The sequence below is a fragment of the Vibrio rotiferianus genome, from assembly GCF_002214395.1.
Lineage (GTDB): Bacteria > Pseudomonadota > Gammaproteobacteria > Enterobacterales > Vibrionaceae > Vibrio > Vibrio rotiferianus.
Map to the genome: position 1 here is coordinate 2,147,497 of NZ_CP018312.1, position 15,246 is coordinate 2,162,742.

At 46.7% G+C, this 15,246-nt stretch carries 12 protein-coding genes; all 12 read right to left on the reverse strand.

Annotated elements, in window-relative coordinates; translation table 11 throughout:
* Positions 1-6 precede the first annotated feature (6 nt).
* Positions 7-1,323 carry a type VI secretion system baseplate subunit TssK gene (tssK, locus tag BSZ04_RS18985; RefSeq protein WP_029843212.1) on the reverse strand — a complete coding sequence of 439 codons (1,317 nt, stop codon included), beginning with the start codon at positions 1,321-1,323 and terminating at the stop codon, positions 7-9.
* 2 nt (positions 1,324-1,325) lie between these two features.
* Positions 1,326-1,793 carry a type VI secretion system lipoprotein TssJ gene (gene tssJ, locus BSZ04_RS18990; RefSeq protein ID WP_010446941.1) on the reverse strand — a complete coding sequence of 156 codons (468 nt, stop codon included), beginning with the start codon at positions 1,791-1,793 and terminating at the stop codon, positions 1,326-1,328.
* Complete coding sequence (locus BSZ04_RS18995; RefSeq protein ID WP_088881137.1) at positions 1,793-2,740, reverse strand: type VI secretion system-associated FHA domain protein; 948 nt, start codon at positions 2,738-2,740, stop codon at positions 1,793-1,795. The genes tssJ and BSZ04_RS18995 overlap by 1 nt, the downstream gene beginning before the upstream one ends.
* 33 nt (positions 2,741-2,773) lie before the next feature.
* Complete coding sequence (locus BSZ04_RS19000; RefSeq protein WP_010446937.1) at positions 2,774-3,469, reverse strand: substrate-binding periplasmic protein; 696 nt, start codon at positions 3,467-3,469, stop codon at positions 2,774-2,776.
* A 2-nt stretch (positions 3,470-3,471) separates the two neighbouring features.
* Positions 3,472-4,605, reverse strand: a complete 1,134-nt coding sequence (locus BSZ04_RS19005; RefSeq protein ID WP_088881138.1) for an ABC transporter substrate binding protein — start codon at positions 4,603-4,605, stop codon at positions 3,472-3,474.
* Positions 4,602-6,797, reverse strand: a complete 2,196-nt coding sequence (locus BSZ04_RS19010) for an MFS transporter (RefSeq protein ID WP_088881139.1) — start codon at positions 6,795-6,797, stop codon at positions 4,602-4,604. Before BSZ04_RS19010 ends, BSZ04_RS19005 begins: the two co-directional genes overlap by 4 nt.
* Before the next feature lie 9 nt (positions 6,798-6,806).
* The gene (locus BSZ04_RS19015) at positions 6,807-7,961 is read right to left on the reverse strand and encodes a D-alanine--D-alanine ligase family protein (RefSeq protein ID WP_088881140.1); all 1,155 of its coding nucleotides are present in this window, start codon (positions 7,959-7,961) and stop codon (positions 6,807-6,809) included.
* 144 nt (positions 7,962-8,105) lie between these two features.
* Positions 8,106-10,712: a type VI secretion system ATPase TssH gene (gene tssH, locus BSZ04_RS19020; protein ID WP_088881141.1), complete on the reverse strand. Its 2,607-nt coding sequence runs from the start codon at positions 10,710-10,712 to the stop codon at positions 8,106-8,108.
* An 8-nt stretch (positions 10,713-10,720) separates the two neighbouring features.
* The gene (locus BSZ04_RS19025; protein WP_071235608.1) at positions 10,721-11,704 is read right to left on the reverse strand and encodes a type VI secretion system baseplate subunit TssG; all 984 of its coding nucleotides are present in this window, start codon (positions 11,702-11,704) and stop codon (positions 10,721-10,723) included.
* Positions 11,686-13,467, reverse strand: a complete 1,782-nt coding sequence (tssF, locus tag BSZ04_RS19030; RefSeq protein WP_088881142.1) for a type VI secretion system baseplate subunit TssF — start codon at positions 13,465-13,467, stop codon at positions 11,686-11,688. The genes BSZ04_RS19025 and tssF overlap by 19 nt, the downstream gene beginning before the upstream one ends.
* On the reverse strand, positions 13,460-13,876 hold the full coding sequence (gene tssE, locus BSZ04_RS19035) for a type VI secretion system baseplate subunit TssE (RefSeq protein ID WP_010446924.1): 417 nt from the start codon (positions 13,874-13,876) through the stop codon (positions 13,460-13,462). Before tssE ends, tssF begins: the two co-directional genes overlap by 8 nt.
* On the reverse strand, positions 13,873-15,228 hold the full coding sequence (locus BSZ04_RS19040) for a type VI secretion system contractile sheath domain-containing protein (RefSeq protein WP_038886657.1): 1,356 nt from the start codon (positions 15,226-15,228) through the stop codon (positions 13,873-13,875). Before BSZ04_RS19040 ends, tssE begins: the two co-directional genes overlap by 4 nt.
* Positions 15,229-15,246 lie beyond the last annotated feature (18 nt).

Consider the following 15,246-nt stretch of genomic DNA (forward strand, 5'->3'; position numbering starts at 1 on the left):
CGTTACCTACCTGATCACATGAAAATCGACGTGGATATCATCAATTCTTTCATCAATATGAAGAGCGATCGCCTCATCACGTTTGATCAACGCTTGCCACAATTCAGACTTAGTATCGATTTCGAAGTAAGCGGCGTCATTCAAAGACTTCAGCTCAGAAGGTGCATAAGGAAGATGGCGCAAAGGAACACCTGAAAGTGCATTACGTACTAAACCGGCAATATCACTGTTCCCTGCTAGCTTCGCAGCACGAGGAAACTCTTCACTAAGTCGAGTAGCACCGATAGACGAGGAAACGGCCAACACAAAGCGCCCTTGATTGTATAGGCTGCGATCATCGACCAGTGTGCGTAGCAAGCGACGGCTCACGAACAGCTGTTTGTCCCAGTTCAATGTTGATACGTTATCTATCTGAACCTCACGCAGTAACACCAATAACTCAGAAAACACGGTCGAGAAAATGCTGTATAACGCATCTTGGTTCCATGCAGGGAAAGACTTTGGCATCTTCCCTTCTAAACCCTGCATCTGCCCCGCCATCGAAACGCACTCTAAATAGAGGTGACGTGTCAGCAACGATCCATCTAGATTCCATTGTTCAAGCTTTGGCATCCAAGCACCCAGTACTTGCAGCCACAAGTAGTCACGCATCAACGACTGATAGCTTTTACTGCTGGACTCTGCTTGTAAACGAGTATGTATCGCTCGGGAACGGTATTGTACTTGTGCAAATAGATCAGCAACGTTATCGGTTAGGTAGCTAGATACGGCAAACTGCAAGCATTGGGGAACGAATGCTTGGTTCAACACAACAACACCTTCAGACTTGTGTTCACTGATTTCAGCAACGGATATCAACACAAAATCTTTTAGCTCATCACCTTCTAAACGCAGCTGAATGTTCAATGTTGCTAGCTCTAACTGAACCGGGTCACTGTGCTCTCGGCTGGTATCGTAAACGGGGTGTTCTTGTGAAGAGTGTCTAAGACGCGCATCTTCTCCAACATCAATAGTGCCCGGTCTTGAAACCGGAAGGGCCAGATACACTTTCTTATGACTGGTATTTTTCGGCACATCAAGCACGAGTGCTTGCTCAATTTCAAATGGTGTTCCATCAGGGAAAATGCCTTTAGCACGACGCACCGAAACCTTACCAATGTTCAACATCGAGCGATCAAGCTCTAGCGAGGTCAATCCATAAGCATTAGGGCTAATTTGTCCGGCGAACTCGCGAGTAAAATGTTCAACATAGCGCTCTTGCTGTTGAAAGTGCTGAGGGGAAAGGAACATCCCCTCACTCCACACGACTTTATTATTATCCATTATTATTCTTCTTCCCCTGACACAGACAGATTAATGCCATCAATTTCAATACTGATAACCGCTGAATTCACAATTAGCGGCTTATAAATCACCTTGTTCTTCGCCTCTCTGTAATCAGCAAAACCCGCAATCACACCGATGTACTTAACGCCACTACCAAGTGGGATAATTTCCTGACGAGTTTCACCCGGCAAAATGCTTGGTAACTGGCGAGAAACGGCCAACTCGGCCTTCAATACGCCTTGGTCATCATTATAAATTTGAATAAAATCAGAGAGTTCAAACGCATTATTATTCGTCAATTGATAGATTCGGAGCTCTACCGGAGAAGGCTTACCTTCAACGTTAGGGTTAATATTGGTCGCAGCTTTAATATCAACGACCAGTTTTGGCTCAACCAGCTCATCGCTCCATAAACTGCACCCTGACATCATAAGGGCGATACACATTAGGCATAAACGACGTACCATTACTGATCCCCTTCGAAGTTTTTTTGCATACGCATTGCATCTCTGAAGTACGCTTGAAACTTAATTTGCCAATCGCGATTCTCCACTTGTCGGTTGAAATAGCGTTTGTACATATCCCAGTACTTCGGTTTACGAGACCAAAAGCCGTTGCCCGACAAATCATCAAACATCGACTCCATCGCATTAGGAGAAATGTCAGACAGCAACCTTGCCAATGCCATTTCTAATGCTTTGTCCGTGCATTCCTGTAAGCGCTGCTCATGCTTCTTAAACTCAGTAACCGCAAACTGAGATTGGTTAACTGGTGACTCTTCTTGAGCGAAAGAGGGGGTTGCCATCACTTCATGGTTTGGAAATGACGCACGAAAATCGCTGTCTTTCAGTGGGTCATCCTCATCCGTCTGAAAATCAAGATTAAAGCGAGGTGCTTGCTCTTGCTTAACTGAGGCATCATTCGCAAATGGGTCATCCCCCACCACATCTGTTGCCGAGATGGTGAACTCTGGCGCTTCATCGACTTCAGGAATACTTTGAATAAAAGGGGTTGATTCAGTACTAAACGGATCATCACCTAGTCGAGAGCTATCAGAGTGATGCTGCTGGGTTTTCGCTTTCGCTGATTCAGGGAAGAAACAAGAAACCAGCAATCGGTAACGGCCAATATCAAGAACATCACCATCACTTAATGTCGATTGGTTACCATTACCCAAAGGCGCATCAGAGCCATTGATGTAAAGGCCATTGGTGCTGTTGTCCATGATTTGGTATCCACGCGAGGTCTTACGAATCGTCGCATGGGTACTTGAAATCTCACGACTTGCGTCATTAAGTTGTAGCGTCGCGCCAAACGCACGCCCGATATCTCCACCATCTTCTGGAAATGCTTGATTCCATTGGGCGATGCTTTCACCATCTGGAGAGCTAATAATTCTAATCGATAGAGGCATTTGACTGACCTTCAATAAATTCAATATTTGGAGTTAACGACACTGAGAAACCGCCTCGTTAAATTCATTAAGAAAGTTGGGGTATTTCTTAGTAAATGCTTTGGAGAAATACACCCCCAATGGATTCGATTTGACCCGTGTTCGAGAAATCGCTCGATAGCTGATACCCATTTTTTTTATCGTCTCGTCAATGACAGCGTCATTGCCCAATACCGCTCCGACTTCCCCGTTCAGCATTAACTCAATTAGGGCTTTTGGCGTCCTTGGTTTTTTACTCACGCGGTAACCGTTTTTCTGTAGCCAAAACCATTTATTTGAGCCAAATAGTGCCGCGACTTCGACCTGAGATTTGAACATTGCGTTGTCTAACTCTGTTGAATCAGAGAGCGAAAACCAACTCCAATTCTGTTGATCAAGTGGCGCAGAATAATCGGCATACTCATCACGCTTACTGTTACGAGACGCTAGGAAGAAACCATGTTGTGAGCCAACCTCTGTCATGAGCTGAGCTCTATCCCACTTAGTCATCGTGAGCTGATACGGCTGGTCCATCACTCTCATGACACACTTCACTCGTTCTATCCCCGGCCCTTTCATTTCCCCGTTTTCTTGGTACTGATAAGGAAACCATTCTTGGGTTGCGAGTAGTAACCGCTCAGGGCGCTGATAGGCCAAAGCAGGTTGGCTAAGCACGGTCAACATAACGGCAATGAAAACGACTCGAATCATGGTTAATGGCTCTCCATGCTCATGCCAGCAGAACGCACTAGCTTGCCATCTTGCGAATAGATATCGCTGGCCATTTCAATCAATACAAACGGAAGCTGCGTATCAACGCGGCCTGCTTGTTTAAAGCTAATCGAGATGTCTGGTGGCGACAGCACGCCCACAGGCAGAGAGGCAGGTGCAGCGCCCTTTTTAAGTACTTCAATGCCGTAAAGTGCCGCTTGGTGAGCGTTGTTCTCAAACCCTACGCCAACAGACATCAGCGCACTTTGTTGCGTGCCATTAACCGCATCAGGCACTGCGGTTAACAGAGGAAGCTGCTCCGAATACCGGTTGATCTCATCAAGTCGGTTAAGAAGACTTGAGCTACCCGTTAGCCAAAGCAAGGATTGACGTAAATTGCCATCGTCGACCTTCATCGATTCAACGGTGGTTTGCATCACGTGCTGGAGGGCAAGCTCAGGATTATTCTCGTCAACTTCGATAGGAAAGACTGTCACTCCTTGCTTCTCAGCCTCTTTTTGAAGTGGCAAAAACTGAGTGAGATAAGCACTGGTGTTCGACTTAGCGTACAACACACCAATTTGAGTCAGACTTGGTTTAAAGCGACGTAAAAAGCTCAGCGTAATATCAGCAGGCAAATTCAAGGAGGTGTAAGCAAAGTTGTTGCCGCTTGAGTGATAGTTATCCGTCAGGCCCAGTAACACCGGATCTTTTGCGTTCACCGATACAACCGGCAGCTTACCTCCAGCGTAAACCTTATGCAGTGAGACGGTCGCACGAGATCCAACCGTGTAGATCATGTTCGCCTTTATATCGGCAGCTTTCGTCCAAGCGACCAGTTCCTCTTGGCTTTTAGGTAAAAGGAAAGCGCGAAATGAAACGTTAGGCATTTCTCTGCGAAACACTTTTAAGATGGTCGACAACGCGACATCATACGAGTCCGCTTTTCGAGAAACTAAAACCCAAACCATCGGATGTTCACCACGTGGGGCGAACAATACATCGCTGTCATTAGCATTAATTTCCCACTGTACCGCCTTCTCAGCTTGTAAGTGTTCACCCAACCACTCAGGCCAATCCGCCAAACTCACCGATGAGGATGCAGCCAGCACCAAAAGTAAAATCAATCGAATCATGCTTTCGCCTCCTTTTGTGCACCACGGTCAAACAACCACATCAACAAGCCAGCTAAGGTAAAGAATGCTGAAAGCGCAAAGAATGCGTAGTCCGTTCCGAGGTGAGCAAGCAAAGCACCGACAACGACCGAACCCAACACATGACCTAGCCTTTCCAAAAAGCGATAAGTAGAAGCAACTGAGTTGGCATTCACACCTTGAGTGGTGGTCACCACATGAGTCACAACTGGGGCATTAATAAAGCCGTGTGAAACGCCCATGACTAGCATTGCGAACGTTGCGACGAGGACAAGATAGGTTATGTCTTCAAATAAGAAGGCAGCAGAAAGAATGGCCAAAGCAACAGCGCCAACGATGCTTCCTAAGCAAAGCGCCCATTTTGCAGAGCCAATACGGTCAATCATTGGCGAGACCTTGCCACTAATGAAAAGCACAGAGAATGCATAAGCCATCAGCACCTGACCGATACTCTCGCGCTCGACACCGACATCAGAAAGAAGGATTGGCACAGCAAAGAATACGACACCCGTTAGCATCATTTTGGTTGGGATACCAACAAGCAACATGGTGCGCATGAATGACGGTACACGCATCAAAGCAGCGGAATCTTTTAGCATCATCGTCAGGTTCTCTTTGAGTGAACCTTGAGCATTCTCCTGAGGAATCATCGACGGCAGCGACAACGCGAACAGATACATCAGGCCACCAACTAAAGCCGACAACATGAAGATACCTTGCACGCCTACGGTATCAGCCAACAAGGCACCGATTGCCGCACCAGAGATGAATCCAGCATTGAAACAAAATACGATGATGCCTGCGGCTTGTGTCTTGTTAGATTGATCACTGCAACGCAGAATATAACCTTGAACGGCAATAAAGATCGTCGCTTGCCCAACGCCAGAAGTGAATCGCGCAATCAGCACCATCGCTAACTGGGACTCGTACGCTAGCAACAGGCAGCCAGCCGCAGATAACAGAATACCCACGCCAAGTACTTTTCGAATATCAAACACTTCAACTAGACGCGAAACAGGCAATAGCGTTGCAGCAAAGCCGACAAAGTAGAGTGTAAAGAAGTAAGACGACCAACTTTCACCCGCACCATTCTCTACCGCGATTTGCGTTAAGTACTGAGGTAAAACCGGCGCCATTAACGATTCCATCAGCACCGTAACCAAAAGCAACGGCTTAACCTGTGCCAGTACGATATCGTTTTTTGGCTGTTGCTCTGAGTGGCTCAGCAAGCGAATAAAAGCAAAGCAAATGAACGCACAACCAGCAAATAGAATGGCAAAGTTCTTTAGTGTACGTACCAACTGCGCAAACAGTACTTTAGGGAAAAAAGCGACCGTCACCTCGTTCCCTTTCGCATCGCTGACCAGAAATTCGGCCATCTCATCGACTGACATACTGTTCTGCGCTTTACTTTTGGCGATCAACTCAGGTCCCTGAGCAACAGAAATGGAAGAGACTTCTGGGTTTGACTGACGAAAACTGTCTAGCATCTCATCAATGCCACTCACTTGACGATAGCTGATCCCTGCATTCAGTACTGGGGCCAAACGTTGAGTAACAATGTTCGCCATGGAATCCGCCTTGTGCTCCAAGCCGGATTTGTACAATGCACCGACCATCAACAGCACGCTCGCCGACATGGCTAAGAACACCCCACCAAATGCAGTGAAGTAAATCTTGGGGTTTTGGCTACGCAACACAAAGAAGATAAACGCAGCGGTCAGTAAAACCACCAGCAGCACCATCGGCTGGAAGTGCCTATCGATGCTCCTTTCGATTTCTTCATCACTCAGCCAAACCTCCAAAGCACCAACTTGAGCAAATTTATTGTTCAAAGGGATGGTGACTAAGCTGCCAACAAAGTTGTCATCGGTGTAGCGATATAGCTCTTGCTGCCCAGAAATCACTCGGATATCAACCACAGAAGAATCCGCTTTCGCGATTGGCGATAGCACTTTCTCAAGACCAGCAAAGTCCTGAAGCGGCACGCCGGAACTGAGAACTTGTTCTATACCGATTCGGGCGGCTTCTGTTTGGGCTAAAATCGCATCACGGCTCTGCTGTTGATAGCTTTTCAATGCTTGTGCATACCCAACAACAAAGATCAGCATTAGTGATAACAGAACCAGTAATGCTCCGAGCAACAAGCGGCTATATTGCTTAAAAGAGTTCAAAGTTCACTCCTAACACACGCTTAGAGCGTCGAATTGCTCATTGAGGCAATGCGCAACCGACATTGGTCGTTTTTGCTTGAGGAAAGATAATCGATTAAACACCAACGACTGAACTAGGTCTGTGTAATCCATACCTTCACGAGCCAGATCATGGCAAACCAAACTTACCTTCTCTCCCTCCGGACGCTTTAAATCCGGTTTTGGATTGGTTTCCAGCACATACAGATTGCCTTCTTTGTCCATTCGTAAGTCCACTCTCACTAAGGTTTGAAGACCAAGCTGGCGATAAATCTTCTGACCGATCAGAGCTAACTGATTGCGTAGCCCCTCTTCATTAACAGCAACCAAACGGTCTTGAGTGATCGGCTTTACATCCATAGAAGTAAAAATCGGCTCGTCAGCATCCAGTACACGTTCAGTTATTGAGAAAGCCATCGGCATTTCAGACTGCATCAGTTTGCCTTCTTTAAAGACATACTCTCCCGCAACAGCAACAACAAACTCTCGGCCACCAAGGAAAGGTTCAATCATTACAGTGTTCCCCGTCGCTTGACGCACATGTTCTACAACACCCGCGAGATCACTACGATTAAAAACAGGATAAACATGGATTGAAGCTCTGCCAGACACTGGTTTAACAATGAAACCATCATTGAACTGCGCTTCAATTTGATCGATCGCATCTTGCTTTGCTACATCTTCAAAATGCTCATCAATACCAATGGTGATAAATGGTGCAGTCGGCAGTCCAGCGGCTTTAATTTCATGCTTAAACAGGTGCTTGTTATCCAAGATCCCTGCCGTCATTGGCGAGTGCCCTACATAAGGCACGCCCAGCATTTCCAATGTAGAAGGCAAATGACACATGGAGTCAAAACCTTGCAAACCACCACTGTTCGTGATCACCAAGTCAATACCTTTATCTTTCAGGCACTGCGCTAAGTTGATGTCTTCAGCTAACACCTCAACGAACTGGAAATTAGATTCACGCAGTGCATTAGCAATATCGTGTGCAACAGGTGCATACGTTTTGGTTGAGCGAGGGCTCAAGTTTTCAAAGATAAAACTGCCGTCCTGCTCTTTATCCCCACCGTGAATCACTGCGATTTTTAAGTTCTTGCGAATCCATTCCAATTGTTGCGTAGAAAAGACTGAATGCATCATCTGTTAGTACTCATAATGTTGTGCTGCGAAAAGGTCGCGTTAAACACGGCCTGCAACAAAAAGCGTTAATAAAATTACGTTATTGTTTTAGTTGGGTTGATATACAACCCATTGTTTTTTTTTGAGGTCTATTGCCTCTTAATGCTATTGAATATGAATCTTAAATTTGCCTTCTTCAACGTGAACAGTGACCGCTTCTACCGGCTTGTTCTCACTCATGCGAACAATGCACTGGTTCGCTAAATCCGGCATAAGTTGACGATTAATCAGTTGCTCAACGGCGCGAGCGCCTGTTTCAGGTGAATCGTTCATATTGACCAGCAGATCAATCACATCAGGGTGAAATTCAAAACTTGCTTTGTAGTGGGATTGAACGCGCTTGCGAATGCGGTTCAGAGACAAGGTTGCAATTTGCGCCATTTCTTCATCGTTCAAAGGGAAGTAAGGCACGATGGTCGCACGGCCAAGAAATGCTGGTTTAAAGTGTTTTTGCAGCTCAGGGAAAATAGACTGAGTCAGAGTCGGAACATCCGGTCGACCATTTTCACATGCATTAACAACAGCACTGTCTGCCGCGTTTGATGTCATGATGATGATCGTATTACGAAAATCGATGTGTCGACCTTCACTGTCCGAGATAGAGCCTTTATCAAAGATTTGATAGAAGATGTCATGCACACCAGGGTGGGCTTTTTCCATTTCATCCAGCAGCAGGACAGAATATGGGTTCTTACGTACCGCTTCTGTTAAGACACCGCCTTTACCGTAGCCAACATAACCTGCAGGAGAGCCTAAAAGCATCGACACCTTGTGCTCTTCTTTAAACTCCGTCATGTTGATGGTGGTGATATTACGCTCGCCACCGTATAGCAAGTCGGTAAGCGCCAATGCAGTTTCGGTTTTACCCACACCACTTGGACCACACATCAGGAATACCCCAACAGGTTTGCGTGGGTCGGTTAAACCTGCACGCGACAAACGAATTGCTTGTGAAAGCTCTGCTATCGGCGTTGTCTGACCAATCACTCGCTCACCGATACGAGTCTCTAGGTGCATCAACTTCTCAACTTCTTGGCTAAGCATGTTGCCCACTGGAATACCCGTCCATAGCGCCACCACTTCAGCGATGGTTTGCTCTGTTACCTGTGGCAGGACTAATGGTTGCTCACCCTGGATCTCTCGCAGGGCTGCCATTTTGTCTGCTAACAGGATTTTCGCTTCATGCGATATCACCGAGCCATTTTCTTTTAGCTCAGCGTCTAAGCCAGACTGCAACTCAATGATCTCTTCCACCAAGAGGCGCTCTGCGTTCCAAGAGCACTCAAGTGACTGATGCTCCTGTTCTAAAGCCGCCAATCGCTGTTTTGCTTCTTCCAAGCGTACGCTTTCAATCGACCACAATGCCGACTCATGATGTAACGTTTCGATCTCGTTGTTGGTGTAGCGGATTTTTTCTGCAATGGCTTCCAACTGTCTAGGTGCCGCACTTTGGCTCAATCCAATGCGTGAACACGCTGTATCTAACAGACTAATTGCTTTATCAGGTAACTTACGCTCAGGAAGGTAACGAATAGAGAGAGCGACTGCGGCATCAATGGCTTCTTGCATGACTTTAACGCCATGGTGCTTTTCAAGGCTGCGCTTCACGCCGCGAAGCATGTGGATAGCATCTTCTTCATTAGGCTCATTAACCGCAACGACTTGAAAACGACGAGTCAGCGCGGCATCCGATTCAAAGTACTGTTTGTATTCTGCCCATGTGGTCGCTGCAAGTGAACGAAACTCGCCACGCGCAAGCGCTGGTTTCAAAATATTAGCCGCATCATTCTGGCCCGCTGTGCCACCCGCCCCAATCAGCGTATGTGCTTCATCGATAAACATGATGATCGGCGTCGTTGACTGCTTGATCTCATTGATCACATCTTTAAGGCGGCTTTCAAACTCACCTTTGATGCTCGCACCTGCTTGCAAAAGGGACAAATCAAGGCTGCGCAGCTCAACGTTCGCAAGCGCAGGTGGGACATTGCCATTCACGATTTCTTGGGCAAGGCCTTCAACAATGGCCGTTTTACCTACACCTGGGTCACCAACGAGGATCGGGCTGTTTTGACGGCGGCGGCACAAAATATCAATGGATTTGCGAATTTCATCTCCGCGCCCTGTAATAGGATCCAACTCGCCATTACGCGCGGCCTCTGTCAGGTTTTGCGAGAACTTGTCCAAAGCTGGCGTCGCTGAGTCACCACCGGTTGGGACCATGCTCTCGGTAGACGATGAGACTTCACTGGGTCCACTGTTCACCATCGACTGACTGCGTAACCATTCAGAAGACAATACTGACACCCACGAGCTCAACACGCCGTTGTAAGCGCTTTGGTCCAGACGCTGCTTCAGCACCATCAGCAGATGAAATTCATTCACCACCGATTGCTGATTGTTTAATGAAGCAAGCATCCATGCATCTTTAAGTAACTCAACCAACTCAGGGGATAAAGAAGGCGAAGAGTCATTACCACGAGCCAAGTGCATCAGACGGTCATTACAACGCTCCAACATCGACTCTTTGGCCATTGATGCTTGCTGTAGTGCGACCTCCCAGCCTTTAGACTGCTGTAACAACTGAACAAACCAATGCTCAGCTTCTATCGCAAAGTGTCCTTTACTTACACAATCTCCAGCAGCCTTTTCCAGGGCACTTTTTAGTAACGGAGTAAGCCTTTTGACCAAGCTTTGTAGTTCAATATTTATCATTCTGTTTCCTAACTTTTCGTCAGTGGCATTTCAACAAACTGTTGATGATCTGATTGATGACTCATCCACGCGGATTGGCCAATTCTTAACGCTTTTTGGTGACTGCCTGATAGCTTCACTCTCGGCAGATACTGGCTATTTACCTTCATATAGAGTGCATACTTGGTATTCACTCCCATATAGCTTCTAACCATATGGTCCAGCGCAAGAACCATCTCTTTGTCACTGCGTATTTTTAAGTAATGCTGATAGTCTTGAGGGCAAATTTTTATGTTGAGTTTCTGCCCCGTCATTGGCGTCGACATCCCGACCAACGCGCCCATTCCCAATTGATGATTGTTTCCGGCTTGGCCAATTTGAGTTAACGAACACTCTGTTAGAGGCAAATACTCTAGGCCACTGCGTTCAACCTCAAACTCCGACTCGAAGTAATCTTCTAGCATCGACTTAAGCGCCAATGGGCAGGTTAATTTCAACCCTAATAAGCCGGTGTATTGCACCAAATGAGATTCCGGCATTGGTGCCTTATCTCCAGTCTGTCCAGCCAAACTGGAAAGCATTTCAGTAATAGATTGACGGTCACGATTCCAATGAAACGCCTCTTCCTCAATCTGATACGTCAGCTCGTGCTTTTGCTTTGTTTCGCAGTACAAGCGGTAGTAACGATTATTAAACATGTCGAAGAAGTCGAGTGGCGCTTCATCGCCAAGTTCAAAACGCGCTTTTAGTGCATCGCCGTACATCGCTCTTGGCATCGAACCAGAGTTACCAGACAAAGCCGCCAATGATGTCTTTACCGTAAATTCACCCTCTCGCTCCGAAGTAACCGTAGAGACTTCTGCTTGATAGTAAGCTGGGAGAATTTCCGCACTGAACCTCACTTCAGGTCGCTGACCCTTTAAATGAGCCTGATGCTTGAAGATCTGCCACGCTTTTTCTAGCTGCCCCTCAAACGCACCATAAGCGAAACGGCTTACAACAAACTCTTGCACCCAGTTCTCCTCGGGAAGGACAGGTAAACACCGTCTTGGCCTTCCAAATAAATATCCACTTGAGTAAAGCTATTGAAGCCGGCGAAATAAGCAAAGAAGTGGTCAAGCAAATGACCAAAGAGCGATACGCCTCCGTTGACATTGCTTGCGTCTAACATCACCGAAATTTTTGTGCCGTAAGCAAAACATGTTTTTCCTGACACACGGATCGGAGCCACCACTTGCTCCTGCTCAATATTTTGCAGGGACTCGATATAGATGTGGTTTTGCACCGCTTGGTTGTGGTTATACAAATCAAACACATTTTTCAGCGTAGCGGTTGGGTCATCCGTCCCTAGAATCGCGTGATAGTTAAAGTGCAAATGGCAAAGCAGTGCCCATACATTCTTATTTGCGTCACGACTACGCACTGGCAAGGTTGGGCGACGCAGCAAGTTCATAGCCGCTGGAATCGTAAGAGATTCCCGACATGTCACTTGGCTGTTTACAGGCAATGAGCCTGCTCGAATGCCGTCAGTCGCGGTTGTCGTCACCGACCAAACTCTCGACGACATCGCGGCACTAACATGCCCAATATCAGCCACTTTTAAGCCACTGCGAAGCACGCCTCTTTCGTGGGTATCCTGTACGAGCTGCCAACGAAGTGCAGTCTCTGTACTGTTGTACTTGTCTCCGTAGATCTGACAGATCTTAAACGGTTCGCCCTCCGTCACATCTAGCACTTCATCAACAGAAAACACTTCCAAATCATTACCCTGACTTGCATCAAGATAAATTGGGTACTGCTTTTGAGTGAAGTCGATTTGCAGAGGTTCTGACACTTTGGTTTGTAGGTTCACCAATGGCGTACAAAACAGAGAAAAATGTTGTGCTTGAATGCTACGCGCTTGCACCACACTCATCTCATTCAAGAAAATCTGAATACGAAACTCTGAGCCGATTGCTTGTTGCATGACATTGCCAAGGTCTAATTTGAATCCTTGAAATCTTTCAGGGAACATGAAGAACTCGGTCAGCAACTTAAAGCCGCCAAAGCTTGCTGCTTGATACGGTAAAATAGTGTCATTCACATCGAAGCCAATTGGCTGTAGTGCAGACTTACCTAATGAGTAGCTCTTGCCATTATTCTGGATACACACCTGACAGCGCCCGTGGGCGAGTACATCATACAAACGCAACGCAAAGTGGCTTTCACCTTTGAGATGCAGTTTCAACTGGTCAATATCCAGATCACGCAACTCGATGCCGCTGTCGGTTGCCTTAATCGTCAGCTCCAACATCGCTTTTGCGTTTTCTGCACCCGCAGGCTTAGCCAGTTCAAATGGCGCAAACAGCACTTCAGCCGAAGCAACTTGAATTGGAAGCAGCGCTATATCTTCGGAAGTGCGAAACACCACTGGCTCACCAGATTCGCTCGCGACATCGAATTCTGTGCCTTTAGGAATACTGTGCTTTGCATTCGCTTCTTCAAAAATAGCGAAGTCCAACATGCTGTATGACGGCACTGGCCTTAGATAATGCGGGAACAACAAGTTCACCAAGCTTTCTGTCAGCTCTGGGTAAGACTCATCCAAGCGCTGTTGCAGTTTGCCATTCATCAAGGCAACACTTTCAATTAAACGCGCGATCTGAGGATCATCAATACTGTCTTTACGCATTCCCAACGCACGAGCCGTCCCCGGATGACGTTCCGCGAACTGAGAGGCTTCATTGCGAATAAAGCGCAGTTCCTGTTCAAAATAGGAAAGCAATGAATCAGACAAAATTCGACTTCCTTACATCTAGTTTGTTGCTGCTCAAATCCAAAAAAGAATCCAGTACGATCGCCTCATCACCGAGCTCTGAATGCACCACGGCGGAAAGGCGAAAACTCAATTGGTTGCTACCCAATTCCCCTTCTTGAACATCAATCTCTACCTGGCTCAGGCGAGGTTCGAAGTTTCGGATCAGCACTTCAATTTCTGCGACAATGTCACTGGTGTTGTTTTTACTTTGAGCGCGAGCCATGTTGCGCATACCGAACTCGGCAATCGTTCCTTTTTCCGATAAAAACATCTCTGAGCACAGAGGTGCTCGGCTGGAAATAAGATCACAGACGTTATCGACAATCGCATCTCGAACACTGTCGATATCGTCATTCCAGCTTTGGGTTAACTTAGCCATTAAGCTCATGATGTCTCTCCAACCTCACTGCCAGATACCGAGGTAGTTAACACCACTTTCGCATCCATCATTTCGTATTGATATTGAGGCTGAAGCATGATCTCGCATAAGTAGCGGGTTTTATCATGAGGAGCCTCTTCAATGCGTACATAGCAAGACCGCAGCGGGTATCGGGCAAGTACGGCATCCTCGCCATAATTGACGTTGCTAATGAACTGCTCTAGCCATCGCTCTAGACTGCGTCGACAACTTTCTGCGCTGTCATATCGACCAACTTGGTCACGAATTTGAACCTTAATGTAATGGGCAAATCGGCAAGCCATTAGGTTGGTTTGGAGCATACCGAGCTGACGTTGAGCTTCATCAGGTGCTTGCCAAACAGATTGATTACTAAAGAAACCTTTATGGCCACTTAAGTAAATACTGGTTAAAGGCATGAACCCTTGAGACGACCAAAAGCCATCTTCTTCACTGTAGATGTCTACCTTGGTCTTAAGCTCTTTTGAGTCCTGAACGATCGCCCCATACGAACCTGTCTCATCGTAAGAACGCAGGAATCCAAACCAACTGATTCGGTCAAACTCTCGCATTACATTACCGAGCAAGAGGTAAGCGCTGCTGCCCCATAAGGCATATTTCTCTTGCTGGCGTTCGTTAAAAACAAATCCAGCTTGATATTGACGATATGGTTGACGAATCAAATGCTCTGGCATCACCAAATGCAAAAATCGTGATGAGCTTTTTTCTCGTAGCAGCTGCCATGAAACAAAATCTCGACTAGTAAGAATGCGATCAATTCTCGCACTGTCGTGAAGCAGCCTTCTCGGTTCATCACCAAAGAAGAACTCGTCGGTTCCGAGCACCATTGGGCAAAAAGAGAGCTCCCCCAACTCAGAGAGCAGTTGAAGGGTGTAGAGATCGTCATACTCCTGATCATCGGCGTAATCAGCCGAGACCTTGTGGTCGACCATCACCATGCCAAATGGGCTACCACCGGCGGTATCCAGCTCATTTGAATACAGCTTTCGGTATAGGGATGACTGCTTTAGATCGAAAGAGTAATTGAGATCTGCCGAAACCATACTCCAACTCAAGTCGAGCATTTTGATTTTGACTCGACGTTGGGATACTTGCAGCTGCGCTAACGATTTAAGCCCCGTCCAAGAGGCTTCTAACTGCTTATAGTTAGGGTGTTGGATAACGTCCGACAGCTGTTCACTTATTGACGTATCAATCTCAGAGATCAAACGAACCAACAACGCTTTGAATTGAGCCACCGACTGACTTTTCGCGCACAGTAACAGCTCCTGCCAGGCAGGATTCTCAGCTAAAATGCGGTCAAATTCGGAATCTGTATACATCAGCGACTCAGTTCAAAA

Excerpts from the sequence above, each read along its gene's own strand:
- BSZ04_RS19005 (WP_088881138.1), bottom strand. The coding sequence starts at position 4,605 with ATGATTCGATTGATTTTACTTTTGGTGCTGGCTGCATCCTCATCGGTG.
- tssK (WP_029843212.1), bottom strand. The coding sequence starts at position 1,323 with ATGGATAATAATAAAGTCGTGTGGAGTGAGGGGATGTTCCTTTCCCCT.
- BSZ04_RS19015 (WP_088881140.1), bottom strand. The coding sequence starts at position 7,961 with ATGATGCATTCAGTCTTTTCTACGCAACAATTGGAATGGATTCGCAAG.
- tssJ (WP_010446941.1), bottom strand. The coding sequence starts at position 1,793 with ATGGTACGTCGTTTATGCCTAATGTGTATCGCCCTTATGATGTCAGGG.
- tssH (WP_088881141.1), bottom strand. The coding sequence starts at position 10,712 with ATGATAAATATTGAACTACAAAGCTTGGTCAAAAGGCTTACTCCGTTA.
- tssE (WP_010446924.1), bottom strand. The coding sequence starts at position 13,876 with ATGAGCTTAATGGCTAAGTTAACCCAAAGCTGGAATGACGATATCGAC.
- BSZ04_RS18995 (WP_088881137.1), bottom strand. The coding sequence starts at position 2,740 with ATGCCTCTATCGATTAGAATTATTAGCTCTCCAGATGGTGAAAGCATC.
- BSZ04_RS19000 (WP_010446937.1), bottom strand. The coding sequence starts at position 3,469 with ATGATTCGAGTCGTTTTCATTGCCGTTATGTTGACCGTGCTTAGCCAA.
- BSZ04_RS19040 (WP_038886657.1), bottom strand. The coding sequence starts at position 15,228 with ATGTATACAGATTCCGAATTTGACCGCATTTTAGCTGAGAATCCTGCC.